Here is a 15166-nt window from a genome sequence, read left to right on the forward strand (position 1 = left end):
AACAGATTTAATCTGTGCTATAATCTCTTGATAGAATAAACAGTATAGCATAACCAGAGGAGGAATGTCTGGAATGACAGACCAGAGTAAAATTCGAAATTTTTGTATTATTGCACATATTGACCACGGTAAATCTACACTGGCCGACAGAATTATAGAGATGACAGGACTTTTGACTGAGAGGGAAATGCAGGCCCAGGTTCTGGATAATATGGAACTGGAGAGAGAACGTGGAATTACCATCAAATCCCAGGCTGTCCGCACGGTATATCATGGAAAAGATGGAGAAGAGTATATTTTCAATCTGATCGATACACCTGGACATGTGGATTTTAACTATGAAGTTTCACGAAGCCTTGCAGCCTGCGACGGTGCCATCCTTGTAGTTGACGCTGCACAGGGAATTGAAGCGCAGACGCTGGCAAATGTTTATATGGCACTGGATCATGATCTTGAGGTTATTCCAGTAATCAATAAGGTTGATCTTCCAAGTGCAGAGCCAGAGCGTGTTATCAATGAAATTGAGGATGTGATTGGACTTGAAGCCCAGGACGCACCGCAGATTTCTGCAAAAACAGGTCTGAATGTAGATCAGGTTCTGGAGCAGGTAGTGGCTAAGATCCCGGCACCTGCAGGAAATCCGGATGCACCGCTGAAGGCGCTTATTTTTGACTCCATTTATGATTCTTATAAGGGTGCCATTGTTTTCTGCCGAATGGTAGATGGAAAAGTCCGCAAAGGCACAACCATCCGTATGATGGCCACTGGATTTGTGGCAGAAGTTGTGGAAGTTGGGTATTTTGGAGCTGGGCAGTTTATTCCATGTGAGGAACTGACAGCTGGAATGGTAGGTTATATTACCGCCAGCATTAAGAACGTAAGAGACACTCGTGTTGGTGATACTATTACGGACAATAACCGTCCATGTGAGGAGGCTTTGCCTGGATATAAGAAAGTAAATCCAATGGTTTACTGCGGCCTTTATCCGGCTGACGGAGCGAAATACGGGGATCTTCGTGATGCTTTGGAGAAACTGCAGTTAAATGACGCCTCTTTATTCTATGAGCCGGAGACATCTGTTGCTCTTGGATTTGGTTTCCGCTGCGGATTTCTTGGATTGCTTCATCTGGAAATCATTCAGGAACGTCTGGAACGTGAATATGACCTGGATCTTGTTACTACAGCTCCAAGCGTTATTTACAAAGTACACAAGACAAACGGCGAAGTGATTGATCTGACAAATCCGACCAATCTTCCAGATCCATCTGAGATCGAATATATGGAAGAGCCAATCGTGAATGCTGAGATTATGGTAACTACAGAATTTATCGGTGCCATTATGGATCTTTGCCAGGAGCGCCGTGGTCAGTATCTTGGCATGGAATATATGGAAGAGACACGAGCTCTTCTGAAATATAAGCTTCCATTGAATGAGATTATTTACGATTTCTTTGATGCCTTGAAATCTCGTTCCAGAGGATATGCGTCTCTGGATTACGAACTTTGTGGTTATGAGAGAAGTGAGCTTGTGAAACTGGATATTCTGGTAAATAAAGAAGAAGTGGATGCCCTTTCTTTTATTGTGCATGCAGATACTTCTTATGAAAGAGGCCGCAAGATGTGCGAGAAGCTGAAAGATGAGATTCCGCGTCAGCTCTTTGAAATTCCGATCCAGGCCGCAATCGGAAGCAAAATCATTGCCAGAGAGACGGTTAAGGCTATGCGTAAAGATGTTCTTGCCAAGTGCTACGGCGGTGATATTTCTCGTAAGAAGAAACTTCTGGAAAAACAGAAGGAAGGTAAGAAGAGAATGCGCCAGGTTGGAAACGTAGAGATTCCGCAGAAAGCATTTATGAGCGTACTGAAACTGGATGAAAATTAATTGTTGTCAATCCTGTGGTGAAAAGCAATAAATAAAGGTGTCTGAGTGTGACTGATTGACATAAGATATATGCCAGCTGGCATCAGACGCGGAGGTATCCGATGAAAGCTAAGATACGTATTCTGACAAGAAGAATAAAGAGAAGTTATAAAAAAGACAGGGAACAGTGGATCAAGGGCGGGATTTTGACAGTGATCCTGCTGGTGATCGTAATTTTTGCAGGCAGCTGTGCATGTGGGAAGAAAACGGTGAAAGCACCAGACGCAGAGTCGCAGGGCGTAATGAAGATCACGCCGATTCCTACAGCAACACCTACGCCGGTACCTCGCCAGGTAAATAAAGATGCGGTAGCGCAAAGCGGAAGCGTGACTATGGTGAATGAGTATCTGGTTCAAAAAGAAGAGGGAAAGGCTGCAGGCAGCAGTAAGAGCGGCTCTTCAGAAGAGCAGACTGCTGCAGATTCGTCTGACAGCGGCAGTGATGCTACTGGAAATTCAACAGATGAAGAAACTGAGACCGGTAGTGGAGATTAATTTTACAGAAACAGCATTGTAAACAGAAGAAAATAAACAATGTGGAGAAAATCAGAATGGGAACAAAGAAGAATGGTTTGGAATTGTACCTTCACATCCCGTTTTGCATAAAGAAATGTGATTATTGTGACTTCCTGTCAGGTCCCTCTACCAGGGCCGGGCAGGAAGCTTATATTTATGCACTTTTACGGGAAATGGAGACGGTTTCAAAGAATCTGAAAAAACGTCCGGTAGATACAGTTTTCATTGGCGGGGGAACACCTTCTGTGCCGGAATGTGATGTAATGGAAAAGCTTTTACAGGGGCTGAGAGATTATTTTTTGTTTTCGGCGGATGCGGAGGTAACGATTGAAGCAAATCCTGGAACATTGACGCCTGAGAAACTTTCTATTTACAGAAAATACGGAATTAACCGGATCAGCATTGGCTTACAGTCGCCAAACAATAAGGAACTGGCTATGCTTGGAAGAATTCATAATTATGCACAGTTTCTGGAAAGCTTTCAGATGGCAAGAGCGGCTGGCTTTTCCAATATAAATGTGGATCTGATGTTTGCTATTCCGGGACAGAGTTATGACGGCTGGATAGAAAATCTTCAGACAGTGGCGGCACTTGGCCCGGAGCACATTTCAGCATATAGTCTTATTATTGAAGAGGGCACACCTTTTTTCAGAAAAAAGCTGGATTTGCCTGATGAAGATACGGAATACCGCATGTATGAAGATGTTGCTGCAGTTCTGAAAGAGTATGACTATCATCAGTATGAGATTTCCAACTATGCAAAAGCAGGGTATGAATGCAGACATAATGAAGGATACTGGCAGAGAAAGGATTATCTGGGGCTGGGGCTTGGAGCGGCTTCCTTATTGGGAATGGAGCGTTTTTCCAATACTGCTGATATGCAGGAATATCTGAAAAACAGCAGTGCACCAGAAAAAATTCGAAAAAACAGGGAACTTCTTACAAGAGAAGATGAGATGGCAGAGTTTATGTTTCTTGGACTTCGTATGACACAGGGCGTGTCCAAAAAGGAATTTCAGGAGTATTTCGGCACTGCAATAGAGAATATATATGGAGAAGTTCTGAAAAAATATAAGAAACAGGGACTGCTGTTGGAAGAAAGCGGCAGGATATTTTTGTCAAGAGAAGGCATTCATGTGAGTAATGCAGTGATGGCAGAGTTTCTGCTGTAGTTACTGTGAACGGAGTGAACAGTAACCTGCTGTAAGTTTTGTCGGAAAAGAATTTAGAAATGGTTGACGAACAAATGTTCTTGTGATATTCTTGAAGAACACATTAAGAAATGTCTGAGCCGGAGGATTCCGGATCAGATCAGGATACAGGGAGTTACAGCCGGTGCTTTCCGGTTAAGAAATGGAGGAACAGATGGCAGCAGAGAATAAGAAACAGTTTATCAGAATCAGAGGAGCCAATGAGAATAACCTGAAGAATCTCAGTGTGGATATTCCCAGAGATAAGTTTGTAGTTCTTACTGGCTTAAGCGGATCAGGAAAGTCTTCACTGGCATTTGATACGATCTATGCAGAAGGGCAGAGAAGATATATGGAATCTCTGTCTTCCTATGCCAGACAGTTCCTTGGCCAGATGGAGAAGCCTGATGTGGAGAGCATAGAGGGACTTCCACCGGCTATTTCTATTGACCAGAAGTCTACTAACCGCAATCCCAGATCCACAGTAGGGACGGTGACAGAAATTTATGATTATTTCCGTCTTTTATACGCCCGTGTTGGTATTCCACATTGTCCGAAATGCGGCAAGGTGATCGCCAAGCAGACAGTAGACCAGATGGTGGATCAGATCATGGAATTGCCGGAACGTACCAAGATTCAGCTTCTTGCTCCGGTAGTACGAGGACGCAAGGGTACCCATGCGAAATTACTGGATCAGGCCAGACGCAGCGGTTATGTGCGTGCGGAAATCGATGGAAATGTGTATGAACTTTCCGAGGAGATTACCCTGGACAAAAATATTAAACATACGATTGCCATTATTGTAGACCGTCTGATCGTGAAGCCTGGAATTGAGAAAAGACTTACAGATTCTCTTGAGACAGTATTGAATCTGGCTGATGGATTGGCTGTGGTGGATACTATGGATGGAAATTATATGAATTTCAGCCAGAGCTTTTCCTGTCCGGATTGTGGAGTCAGTATTGATGAGATCGAGCCAAGAAGTTTTTCATTTAACAATCCATTTGGGGCCTGCCCGGAGTGTCTTGGTCTTGGTTATAAGATGGAATTTGACCCGGATCTTATGATTCCGGATAAATCCCTGAGCATTTCTGAAGGGGCTATTGTAGTGATGGGCTGGCAGTCTTGCACAGATAAGAGCAGTTTTACCAATGCTATTCTGAATGCCCTTTGCAGGGAATACGGTTTTGATCTGGATACACCTTTTAAAGATTATCCCAAGAAGATACAGGATATTATTCTGTACGGAACAGGCGGACATTCTGTGAAGGTTTATTATAAGGGACAGCGCGGAGAGGGTGTTTATGATGTGGCTTTTCCAGGCCTTATAAGGAATGTGGAACAGCGCTATAAAGAGACTGGCTCTGAATCTATGAAACAGGAATACGAGAGCTTTATGCAGATCACTCCGTGTAAAGCATGTAAGGGACAGCGACTGAAGAAGGAGTCACTTGCGGTCACGGTAGCGGATAAGAATATTTATGAAATTACCAATATGTCCATTGATAAGCTGAAGAGATTTCTGGCAGAAATGCAGCTGTCTCCACAGCAGCAGCTTATTGGAAAGCAGATACTAAAGGAAATCAGAGCCAGAGTGGGGTTCCTGGCAGATGTAGGTCTGGAGTACCTTTCCCTGGCACGTGCCACCGGCACTCTGTCAGGCGGGGAGGCACAGAGAATCCGTCTTGCTACCCAGATCGGTTCCGGCCTTGTCGGGGTTGCCTATATTCTGGATGAGCCAAGTATTGGTCTGCATCAGAGGGATAATGATAAACTTCTTGGAGCTTTGATGCACCTAAGAGATCTGGGAAACAGTCTTATAGTGGTTGAACATGATGAGGATACTATGCGCGCAGCGGACTGTATTGTAGATATCGGACCCGGCGCAGGAGAACATGGTGGACAGCTTGTTGGAATGGGCACTGCTGAGGAACTTATGCAGAATCCGAAGTCCATTACAGGAGCATATCTCAGCGGAAAACTGAAAATCCCGGTTCCGGAAGTACGAAAGGAACCTACCGGTTATCTGACTGTTAAGGGGGCGGCAGAGAATAATCTCAAACATATAGACGTGGATATTCCTCTTGGAATTATGACCTGTATTACAGGTGTTTCCGGGTCTGGAAAGAGTTCTCTGATCAATGAAATCCTTTACAAACATCTTGCAAGAGATCTGAACAGGGCCCGCGTGATCCCGGGAAAGCATGATGATATTATTGGAATAGACCAGTTGGATAAGGTAATTGCCATTGACCAGTCTCCAATTGGCCGTACACCAAGATCTAATCCTGCTACTTATACAGGCGTATTTGACCAGATCAGAGATCTTTTTGCTGCTACAGCAGATGCCAAGGCAAAGGGGTATAAGAAAGGGCGCTTCAGCTTTAATGTAAAAGGCGGACGCTGTGAAGCCTGCAGTGGTGATGGTATTATTAAAATTGAAATGCACTTCCTGCCAGATGTTTATGTCCCTTGTGAAGTTTGCAAGGGTAAGCGCTATAATCGGGAAACTCTGGAAGTGAAGTATAAGGATAAGAGCATCTACGATGTACTGAATATGACAGTTGAGGAGGCAATGACGTTCTTTGAGAACGTTCCATCCATCAGAAGGAAGATAGAGACCTTATATGATGTCGGTCTTTCTTATATTCGTCTCGGACAGCCTTCCACCACTCTTTCCGGCGGAGAAGCACAGCGTATTAAGCTGGCTGCAGAGCTGAGTAAGCGCAGTACAGGTAAGACTATTTATATTCTGGATGAGCCTACCACCGGATTGCATTTTGCAGATGTTCAGAAACTGGTGGAGATTTTGCGTCGACTTTCGGATGGTGGAAATACGGTTGTTGTAATTGAACACAATCTGGACGTGATCAAGACCGCTGATTATATAATTGATATCGGACCGGAAGGCGGAGATGGCGGGGGAACAGTTGTTGCCAAGGGAACACCTGAAGAAGTGGCGAAGAATCCAGCTTCTTATACAGGACGTTATGTTGCGAAATATTTGAAGTGATTCTGATAATAAACCTCTTTCCAATTGAAGCATTTTTGTTTATAATGGTACGAAGACTATTAATTATGAAAAATCTATGAGACAATTATAAAGTCACATCTGCAGAATGTGGTGTTTATGATTACAGTTCGGAATATGAATGGTAATCATTTACGGCACAATTCTTGCAGAGAAAGTGTGACAAAGTGTTTTGAGAGAAAGGGGAATTTAATGCCTGCCAGTGATATTGGAATTGACCTCGGAACCAGAAACAGTCAGGTATATTCCACTGGACGGGGGCTGGTAGTCAGTGAGCCGTCTGTAGTGGTTTATGATAAGAACTCAGAGAAAATAAAAGCAATCGGTGAGGAAGCCAGACAGATGACCGGACATGTTTCATCAAATATGGAAGTAATCCGGCCAATCCGCCAGGGAGTGATCGTAGATTATACGGTTATGGAGAAGATGCTGAAGTATTTCATTTCCAAGGCAATGGGTCGCCATGCCTTTCGAAAGCCTAGAATCAGTATCTGTATCCCCAGCGGAACCACAGAGATTGAAAGAAAGGCAGTAGAGGAAGCTACTTATCAGGCCGGAGCAAGGGAAGTGTTTCTTGTGGAAGAGCCGATTGCAGCTGCAATTGGTGCCGGAGTAGATGTGACGAAGCCTTTTGGTAATCTGATCGTGGATATAGGAGGCGGAACCACTGATGTTGCCGTGATTTCCATGGCTGGCTCTGTTGTGTCTGCTTCCGTAAAGGTTGCCGGAGATAATTTCGACCAGGCAATCATGAGCTATGTGAGAAAAAATCACAGCCTTTTTATTGGGGAAGAGGCCGCTGAGAACATAAAAATAAAAATCGGAACTGCCTGCCAGGAAGCATCTCCGCGGATGCTGGAGGTAAAAGGCAGAAATGTGATCACCGGACTTCCCAAGGTTGTAACTCTGACTTCAGAAGAAATCCGTATTGCATTGAGGGATGCTACCAATCAGATTGCGGAGACTGTGCACGGAGTGCTTGAGAAAACTCCACCGGAACTGGCTGCAGATATTGTAGACAGAGGAATTGTTCTCACAGGTGGCGGAGCATTGCTCCATGGAATGGACACCCTCATTGAGCAGAAGACCGGCGTAAGCACTCTGACTGTGCAGGATGCTATGTCTGCGGTTGTGGTGGGAACCGGTAAATATGCGGAAGTAATTACCAGGATGGAAGAATAATCTGATTGCTTTGAAAAGCGTAAACAGTAACATATAATTTGGCTATTCTGTTTTGCAAAAGATAAAATATTATGTAAACTATAATGAAAAGGGTACTGCGTTCTAGAGCGTGTTTGAAAAAGGCTTTCTGCAAAGTGGGGCGTGCAGATTGCGGGAATACTTTTTCAAACACATTCTAGCAGTGCCCTTTGGTTAGTGCTGGCGGCAGGAGAAGAACAAATGAGTGAGAAAGTTACAGGCTATATAGATCATGTCATATTCCGCAATGATGAAAATGGATATACAGTTATGGTTCTTAAGACCGCGGATTCAGAGGAAGAGCTGACTTGTATAGGAACATTTCCTGACGTTACACAGGGTGTGACCATTGAAGCTGAGGGACAGTTTTCCCAGCACCATATATACGGCAGACAATTTAATATCCAGTCTTATGCGGAAAAGGCACCAGAGGACACCCAGGCTATGGAACGTTATCTGGGTTCCGGAGCGATTAAAGGGGTAGGTGCAGCACTTGCTGCCAGAATTGTGCGGTGTTTTGGCGAGGATACCCTTAGAATAGTGGAAGAAGAACCGGAAAGGCTGGCGGAAGTCAAGGGAATCAGTGAGAAGAAAGCCAGAGAGATTGCAGTACAGGTGACTGAGAAGGCAGATATGCGAAAAGCCATGATGTTTCTGCAGAAATATGGCATTTCCCTGAATCTTGGAGCAAAGATATATCAGAAATATGGTCAGTCCGTATACAGTGTGCTTCAGGAGAATCCCTATCGTCTGGCAGATGATATCTCGGGAGTTGGCTTTAAAATTGCAGACACCATTGCGTCACGTATTGGTATACATGCAGATTCAGATTACAGGATCCGCAGCGGTATGATGTATACTCTTCTCCAGGCTTCAGGGGAAGGACATGTATATCTTCCGAAGGACGAACTGTTTGACAGAGCTTCCCAGCTGCTTCAGGTAGATGTTTCTTATATGGAGAAACATCTGATGGATATGGCAATTGACCGGAAAGTTGTTTTAAAAGAGAATGACAGAGAGGTACTGGTTTATCCAAGCCAGTATTACCGCTTGGAACTGAATACAGCAAGAATGCTCACTGAATTAAATATCCGTTATCCACAGAATGAGCAGATGATGGAGCGAAGAATTGCCCAGATTGAGAAAGAAACAGGTACTGTTTTGGAGGAAATGCAGAAGAAGGCTGTTGTAGAGGCTGCTGGAAATGGCCTTTTTGTACTTACAGGAGGACCAGGTACCGGTAAAACTACCACGATCAATGCAATTATTCGTTTTTTCGAGGGCGAAGGCGCAACTCTTCGTCTGGCAGCACCTACAGGACGCGCAGCCAAGCGAATGACAGAAGCTACAGGTTATGAAGCACAGACAATACATCGGCTTCTGGAATTGAACGGTGTGCCGGATGAGGATGGCAGAGAGTCTCAGGGTGTTCATTTTGAACGGAATGCAGAGAATCCGCTGGATACAGATGTAATCATTATTGATGAGATGTCTATGGTGGATATTTTTCTTATGCATTCACTGCTTCTTGCGGTGACTGCGGGAACCAGGATCATTCTGGTAGGAGATGAGAACCAGCTGCCAAGTGTAGGTCCTGGAAATGTGCTGCGGGATATTATTCAAAGCGGCGTTTTTCCAGTAGTAGAACTGAAGAAAATTTTCAGGCAGGCCTCTCACAGTGATATTGTAGTAAATGCACACAAGATCCATAACGGAGAGCAGGTTTCCCTTGATAACAAAAGCCGCGATTTCTTTTTTCTGAAGAGATATGATGCCGATATTATTATCCGCGTGGTCATCGCACTGATTCAGGAGAAACTGCCGAAGTATGTGGATGCAAGACCTTTTGAAATACAGGTTCTGACTCCAATGCGAAAGGGGCTTCTGGGCGTAGAGAGGATGAACCAGATCTTACAGAGATACCTGAATCCACCAGAATCAGGTAAAAAAGAGAAAGAAATTGGAGACCGGCTTTTCCGTGAGGGAGACAAGGTTATGCAGATTCGGAACAACTATCAGCTGGAATGGGAAGTCCGGGGGAAATACGGAATTCCTGTAGAAGAAGGGGTGGGCGTATTTAATGGAGATACTGGCATTCTGAAGGAAATCAATGAATTTGCAGAGACTGCCACTGTGGAATTTGAGGATGGCCGTTTCGCTGACTATTCTTTTAAGCAGCTGGAAGAATTGGAACTTGCCTATGCTATAACCATACATAAATCTCAGGGCTCAGAATATCCGGCAGTTATTCTGCCGCTCCTTTCCGGCCCCAAGATGCTGATGAACCGCAATCTTTTGTATACAGGTGTTACAAGAGCACGGAAATGTGTTACTGTAGTTGGAAGTGAGGAGACTTTCGGGGAGATGATCCGCAATGAGAAGCAACAGAAACGTTACAGCTCTCTTTGGGCAAGGATACAGGAACTTTCTGGATCTGTTGTATCCAAGACGGTGTCCTCTGTGTCACAGGATTCTTAGGAACAGCCATCAGTTGATCTGTCTGGACTGTGCCGGAGATTTAAGACCTGTATCGGGGCCACGGTGTTACAAATGCGGAAAACCGGTAAATGGAGATGAAGAATACTGCAGGGACTGCGGCGCCCATCCAGGCGCTTTTGACCAGGGACGCGGGATTTTTCTCTATGATGACCGGATGAGATACTCTATAATGAAATATAAATATTTTGGTTGTCAGGAATACAGCCGCTTTTATGGAAAAGCATTGTATATCTACGGAAAAGATATGCTTGCATTATGGAAGCCGCAGATAATCATTCCGGTTCCGCTTCATAGAAGAAAGCAGCGCATAAGAGGGTTTAATCAAGCTGAACTTCTGGCGAAAGAACTGTCCCGTTATGCTGGGATTCCTGTAGATACTGCTATTCTAAAAAAGTGCCATGCTACCCGATCACAGAAAAAACTGGATGCGGCTGAAAGAAAGAAGAATCTTCAAAAAGCTTTTCAGGTTGTAGGAAATCCTGCAGGAATGCGTATCTTGCTTATTGATGATGTATATACTACTGGAAGTACTATGGATGTGCTGGCAAAGCTTCTGTTGGAAAAGGGAGCATCCCATGTATATTTTCTCACGCTGTGTATTGGAAACAACAGGTAAAAAAATGCTTTTCATGGCATGGGATATATGATACAATCATCCTGTATGAGTATAGCTTTTCAGCTTTAAAAGAAACGCATAAGGAGCCATTTATGATAAACGAAGAAAAAGTAAAGATAATGGATCAGCTTGCTGTATATGAGAAACAGGAAGGCAGAAAGTATCTTCCGGTAAGCAAGTACTACAGGAGTGACTATATTGGTCTGGCGCTGATTAAGAATTTCTTTCTTGTAACAATTGGATATGGATTGATACTGGCTGTAATTGCAGCGTATAATTTGGAATATCTGCTGGATAATGTGCACAAGATGGATCTGATCTCTCTTGGAGTTGTAGCCCTGGGGGGATATATAGGAATATTGGTATTATATTCTGTGCTGACATATATCCAGTACACTGTGAAGTACCATAAGGCGAAGAAGAGTGTAAAACAGTATTACACTCAGCTGACGAAATTAGAGAAAATCTATACTCGTGAAGAAAAGAAATTCGCAGGACGTGAAATGTCAGGAGGATATAGAAAATGACAGCATTACTTGAGTTAAAGCAGAAAATAAAAGAAATATACGGACAGTATGAAATGTATATCCTGCCTGTGATGAGGTTTGTTCTTGCACTGGTTTATTTCCTGTGGATCAATGCGAATATGGGATATATGTCTCGCCTGAATAATGTATTTTTAGTACTGATCCTGGCATTGATCTGTTCCATTTTGCCGTCTTCCGCTATGATGTACATTGGTTTTGTGCTGATCCTTGTTCACAGTTATGCACTTGGAATTGAAATTGCGGCATTTATGCTCGTTCTGATCCTTCTGATGCTGATCTTTTTCCTGAGGTTCAGTGGTGAACAGAATGTAACATTTGTATTTACACCGCTTTCCTTTGCATTCAGCCTTCCGGCATTACTTCCTATTGGAAGCGGACTTATGGAGAGTAGTTTATCTGCAATTCCGGCTGGCTGCGGTGTGGTTATGTATTATTTTATCCGTTTTTTAAGATCACAGTCAACAATTCTTGTGAATCCGGATCTGGAGATGACAGATAAGCTGCAGATCATGGCTGACGGTCTGGTACAGAACTGGGGAATGTGGATTGCAGTTGTTGCTTTTGTAGCAGTTATCCTTCTGGTACATCTGATCCGTACCCGCTCTTTTGATCATGCATGGAGGATATCTATTATTACAGGCGGTGTTGCCTATGTGTTTATAATGCTTGTTGGAAGTTTTGGAATGAACCTGAATGCAACTGTTGCAATGGTTCCGCTTCTGATCTGTACGATTGCAGCTGTTCTCCTGGCACTTGTGCTTGAGTTCTTTGCATTTGGAGGAGATTACAGCCGTGCAGAGCGTCTGGAGTATGAGGATGATGAGTACTTCTATTATGTAAAAGCAGTTCCCAAGGCTTCTGTTGCAACTTCCGAGAGAAGTATTAAGAAAATAAATGCAGAACCTGTTCGTGAAGAGCGCAAGGCAGAGGACAACTCTGGTACTTATGCCAATCCAATCTTCCGACAGGATGAGAAGCCTAAAAGAAAGAAAGCTTCTCCAGCAGCAGACAGAAAGCCAAGACAGGCAGAGAAACCTGCTGCTAAGGATATTGATTTTGAAAAAAAGCTTGAAGAATCTCTTAAAGATCTTTAAGGTTACTGCTTGGCAGTGAATGGTAACAAAGAAAGGAGTACACTATGCAGGATATGGCAGTCAGATTATCAGGATATTTGTCAAAACTCTCCCTGCCCAGTCTGGGAGTAACAGACATACTGGAGATTGCCCTGATTTCCTTCTTTATCTATCAGTTTATGGTGTGGATCAAGTTTACCCGCGCTTATACTCTGTTGAAGGGAATTCTGATAGTACTCCTTTTTATTTTATTTGCATATGTGTTGAAAATGAATACGATCCTCTGGATCATTAAGAATCTTTCTACTATACTTCTTACCAGTGTTGTTGTTATTTTCCAGCCAGAACTTCGGAAAATGCTGGAGCAGCTGGGACAGAAGAAGTTTATGGCTTCTATTTTCCCTTTGGATGCCGGCAAAGAGGTACAGGAAAGGTTTACAGATAAAACAATCAATGAGCTTGTGAAGGCATGTTTTGACATGGGAGAAGTAAGAACTGGCGCATTGATCGTCATTGAGCAGAATATCCGCTTAAGTGAATATGAGCGCACAGGAATCAATGTGGATGCAGTTCTTACAAGTCAGCTCCTGATCAATATTTTTGAACATAATACACCACTCCATGATGGCGCTGTCCTGGTGCGTGGGAATCGAATTGTAGCAGCTACCTGTTATCTGCCTCTTTCCGACAATATGGAGCTGAGCAAACAGCTTGGAACCAGACACAGAGCTGGTGTGGGAATTAGTGAAGTAAGTGATTCCCTGACAATTATTGTTTCAGAAGAAACCGGGCAGGTGTCCATGGCCCAGAACGGACAGCTCAGCAGAGGTCTTACCAGTGCTGAACTGAGATCTGCATTGATCAAGGCTCAGAATAAAAAGGTTGTAACTAACAGTAAACTGCGTCATCTGTTGAAAGGAAGAATGAGACATGAAGAAGACAAAGCTGACTAGGAATTTTACCTTGAAGATCATGTCTGTTTTCATCGGATTTCTGATCTGGTTTATTGTGGTAAATGTGGACAATCCGGTATCCAGTAAAAGTATCACCATTGCCGGAGAAAATGTAGAACTCCAGAATACGGCTTATGTGGATAGTGCAAACATGATGTGTATGCAGGATGATGATCCGGATCCTATAAGGGTTACAATCACAGGAGAGAGAAGACTTCTTTCCAGGATTACTCAGACCAATATAACCTTGACGGCAGATCTGCAGCAGGCAGGAAGCCTTGATACAGATCCGGTTATGGTTCCAATCACTGCCTCCTGTCCGGGAATCAGCCCCGAGAATATTAAAGTGACACCACAGTATCTCAGTGTCAGACTGGAAGAAAAAGTAACACAGGAGTTTCTGGTTAATGTAAATTACGGTTCCAGCCAGCCGGGCAAGGGCTACGAGGTTGGTTCCCAGACTGCAAGTCCGGAGAAAGTTAAAATTACAGGTCCGAAATCTCTTGTGAATAAAATTGACAAAGTAAATGCGACCGTTGATGTTGATGGCCGAACAAAGGATTTTTCCGAAGAGGCAGAACTGAATATTATTGATAAGAATCAGGACAGTCTTGCCGGAAGAATGGCTTATCTCACCATAGATAATACCAAAGTTGTTGTTACAACTAAATTTTGGAAGATTCGCACAGGCGTTAATATTGGTGCGGACTATGTAGGTGTGCCGGCAGATGGCTATCAGGTGGAGAGTGTGACTACTGTTCCGGATACTGTAAGTATTGCGGGAACAGATGAGGCATTGGAGACTCTGAAGCAGAATGACAACACGATCTGGATAGGCGGTACTGATATTGATATTACAGGAGAGACAACTGATATTGAGAAGAAAGTCAGTCTGAAAGATGTGCTTCCTGAGGATGTGAAGCTGACAAGCGGAACCAGTGAGGACGTTTGGGTGAAGGTAAGTATTTTACCTATTGGAAGTCATTCATATGGTCTTCCCTCCAATCAGGTTACGGTAGATAACCTTGCTGATAATCTTCTGGTAACATTTGGAACAGATAAGATTGAAATCCGCGTGAAAGCAACAGCTGGAGAGCTTGATGACTTTAATCTTGACGAAGTGAAAGCTTCTGTTGATCTGAAGGATATGGAAGTAGGAAGCTATCAGATCCCTGTGACTGTGAAGCTGCCTAAGGGATTTGAACTTCTGGATGATGTGGTTGCAGATGTGACTATATCAGAAGTTTCCAATTCAGATACTAATAATGAATGAGCTGTTGTTTACGGATAACGTTTGGCAAAATATATTGCCATGGATCCAGAGAACAGCAGCAATAAGGGAGAGAAATTATGGTAAGTGAGAAAGTAAGGGTGAACAATCCTTCCGGCCTTCATTTACGACCGGCAGGCATTCTTTGTAAGGAAGCTATGAAATATAAATCTCTTATAACATTTCAGTATGGTCAGGGGTCTGCCAATGCCAAAAGCGTGCTCAGTGTTCTGGGCGCGTGTGTGAAATGTGGTGATGAGATTACTATATTTTGCGAAGGCGAGGACGAAACAGAGGCTTTAAGAAATCTTGTAACTGTTATCAACAATGGTTTAGGAGAATAAGATTTA

At 43.6% G+C, this 15166-nt stretch carries 12 protein-coding genes; all 12 read left to right on the forward strand.

Annotation, left to right across the window (positions count from 1 at the left end):
• Positions 1-73: 73 nt before the first annotated feature.
• The 12 genes from lepA to ABHC48_RS07305 all read left to right on the forward strand — a co-directional run bounded on the left by lepA (position 74) and on the right by ABHC48_RS07305 (position 15160).
• Positions 74-1882 carry a translation elongation factor 4 gene (gene lepA / locus ABHC48_RS07250; RefSeq protein WP_330382770.1) on the forward strand — a complete coding sequence of 603 codons (1809 nt, stop codon included), beginning with the start codon at positions 74-76 and terminating at the stop codon, positions 1880-1882.
• 101 nt (positions 1883-1983) lie between these two features.
• A complete protein-coding gene (locus tag ABHC48_RS07255) occupies positions 1984-2415 on the forward strand; it encodes a hypothetical protein (RefSeq protein WP_173718896.1) in 432 nt (143 codons plus the stop codon).
• A 56-nt stretch (positions 2416-2471) separates the two neighbouring features.
• Entirely contained in the window at positions 2472-3608 is a 1137-nt protein-coding gene (gene hemW, locus ABHC48_RS07260; RefSeq protein ID WP_195477722.1) for a radical SAM family heme chaperone HemW, read from the forward strand.
• A gap of 193 nt (positions 3609-3801) precedes the next feature.
• The gene (uvrA, locus tag ABHC48_RS07265; RefSeq protein ID WP_347505324.1) at positions 3802-6639 is read left to right on the forward strand and encodes an excinuclease ABC subunit UvrA; all 2838 of its coding nucleotides are present in this window, start codon (positions 3802-3804) and stop codon (positions 6637-6639) included.
• Between the two features lie 210 nt (positions 6640-6849).
• Positions 6850-7839: a rod shape-determining protein gene (locus tag ABHC48_RS07270; RefSeq protein WP_347505326.1), complete on the forward strand. Its 990-nt coding sequence runs from the start codon at positions 6850-6852 to the stop codon at positions 7837-7839.
• A gap of 219 nt (positions 7840-8058) precedes the next feature.
• Positions 8059-10335 carry an ATP-dependent RecD-like DNA helicase gene (locus ABHC48_RS07275; RefSeq protein ID WP_173771118.1) on the forward strand — a complete coding sequence of 759 codons (2277 nt, stop codon included), beginning with the start codon at positions 8059-8061 and terminating at the stop codon, positions 10333-10335.
• Positions 10232-10972: a ComF family protein gene (locus tag ABHC48_RS07280; protein ID WP_173719278.1), complete on the forward strand. Its 741-nt coding sequence runs from the start codon at positions 10232-10234 to the stop codon at positions 10970-10972. The genes ABHC48_RS07275 and ABHC48_RS07280 overlap by 104 nt, the downstream gene beginning before the upstream one ends.
• Positions 10973-11064: 92 nt before the next feature.
• On the forward strand, positions 11065-11499 hold the full coding sequence (locus tag ABHC48_RS07285; RefSeq protein WP_195992027.1) for a hypothetical protein: 435 nt from the start codon (positions 11065-11067) through the stop codon (positions 11497-11499).
• Positions 11496-12614 carry a hypothetical protein gene (locus tag ABHC48_RS07290; protein ID WP_347088706.1) on the forward strand — a complete coding sequence of 373 codons (1119 nt, stop codon included), beginning with the start codon at positions 11496-11498 and terminating at the stop codon, positions 12612-12614. Before ABHC48_RS07285 ends, ABHC48_RS07290 begins: the two co-directional genes overlap by 4 nt.
• A gap of 44 nt (positions 12615-12658) precedes the next feature.
• A complete protein-coding gene (gene cdaA / locus ABHC48_RS07295; RefSeq protein WP_118579686.1) occupies positions 12659-13546 on the forward strand; it encodes a diadenylate cyclase CdaA in 888 nt (295 codons plus the stop codon).
• Complete coding sequence (locus tag ABHC48_RS07300) at positions 13524-14819, forward strand: CdaR family protein (RefSeq protein ID WP_148461731.1); 1296 nt, start codon at positions 13524-13526, stop codon at positions 14817-14819. Before cdaA ends, ABHC48_RS07300 begins: the two co-directional genes overlap by 23 nt.
• 77 nt (positions 14820-14896) lie before the next feature.
• A complete protein-coding gene (locus ABHC48_RS07305; RefSeq protein ID WP_118579680.1) occupies positions 14897-15160 on the forward strand; it encodes an HPr family phosphocarrier protein in 264 nt (87 codons plus the stop codon).
• The last annotated feature ends 6 nt before the right edge of the window (positions 15161-15166 follow it).

This window comes from Ruminococcus sp. 1001136sp1, from assembly GCF_039841815.1.
Lineage (GTDB): Bacteria > Bacillota > Clostridia > Lachnospirales > Lachnospiraceae > Blautia_A > Blautia_A faecis.

Excerpts from the sequence above, each read along its gene's own strand:
- ABHC48_RS07290 (WP_347088706.1), top strand. The coding sequence starts at position 11,496 with ATGACAGCATTACTTGAGTTAAAGCAGAAAATAAAAGAAATATACGGA.
- ABHC48_RS07280 (WP_173719278.1), top strand. The coding sequence starts at position 10,232 with ATGAGAAGCAACAGAAACGTTACAGCTCTCTTTGGGCAAGGATACAGG.
- ABHC48_RS07300 (WP_148461731.1), top strand. The coding sequence starts at position 13,524 with ATGAAGAAGACAAAGCTGACTAGGAATTTTACCTTGAAGATCATGTCT.
- ABHC48_RS07275 (WP_173771118.1), top strand. The coding sequence starts at position 8,059 with ATGAGTGAGAAAGTTACAGGCTATATAGATCATGTCATATTCCGCAAT.
- hemW (WP_195477722.1), top strand. The coding sequence starts at position 2,472 with ATGGGAACAAAGAAGAATGGTTTGGAATTGTACCTTCACATCCCGTTT.
- ABHC48_RS07255 (WP_173718896.1), top strand. The coding sequence starts at position 1,984 with ATGAAAGCTAAGATACGTATTCTGACAAGAAGAATAAAGAGAAGTTAT.
- ABHC48_RS07305 (WP_118579680.1), top strand. The coding sequence starts at position 14,897 with ATGGTAAGTGAGAAAGTAAGGGTGAACAATCCTTCCGGCCTTCATTTA.
- lepA (WP_330382770.1), top strand. The coding sequence starts at position 74 with ATGACAGACCAGAGTAAAATTCGAAATTTTTGTATTATTGCACATATT.
- ABHC48_RS07270 (WP_347505326.1), top strand. The coding sequence starts at position 6,850 with ATGCCTGCCAGTGATATTGGAATTGACCTCGGAACCAGAAACAGTCAG.
- cdaA (WP_118579686.1), top strand. The coding sequence starts at position 12,659 with ATGCAGGATATGGCAGTCAGATTATCAGGATATTTGTCAAAACTCTCC.
- ABHC48_RS07285 (WP_195992027.1), top strand. The coding sequence starts at position 11,065 with ATGATAAACGAAGAAAAAGTAAAGATAATGGATCAGCTTGCTGTATAT.
- uvrA (WP_347505324.1), top strand. The coding sequence starts at position 3,802 with ATGGCAGCAGAGAATAAGAAACAGTTTATCAGAATCAGAGGAGCCAAT.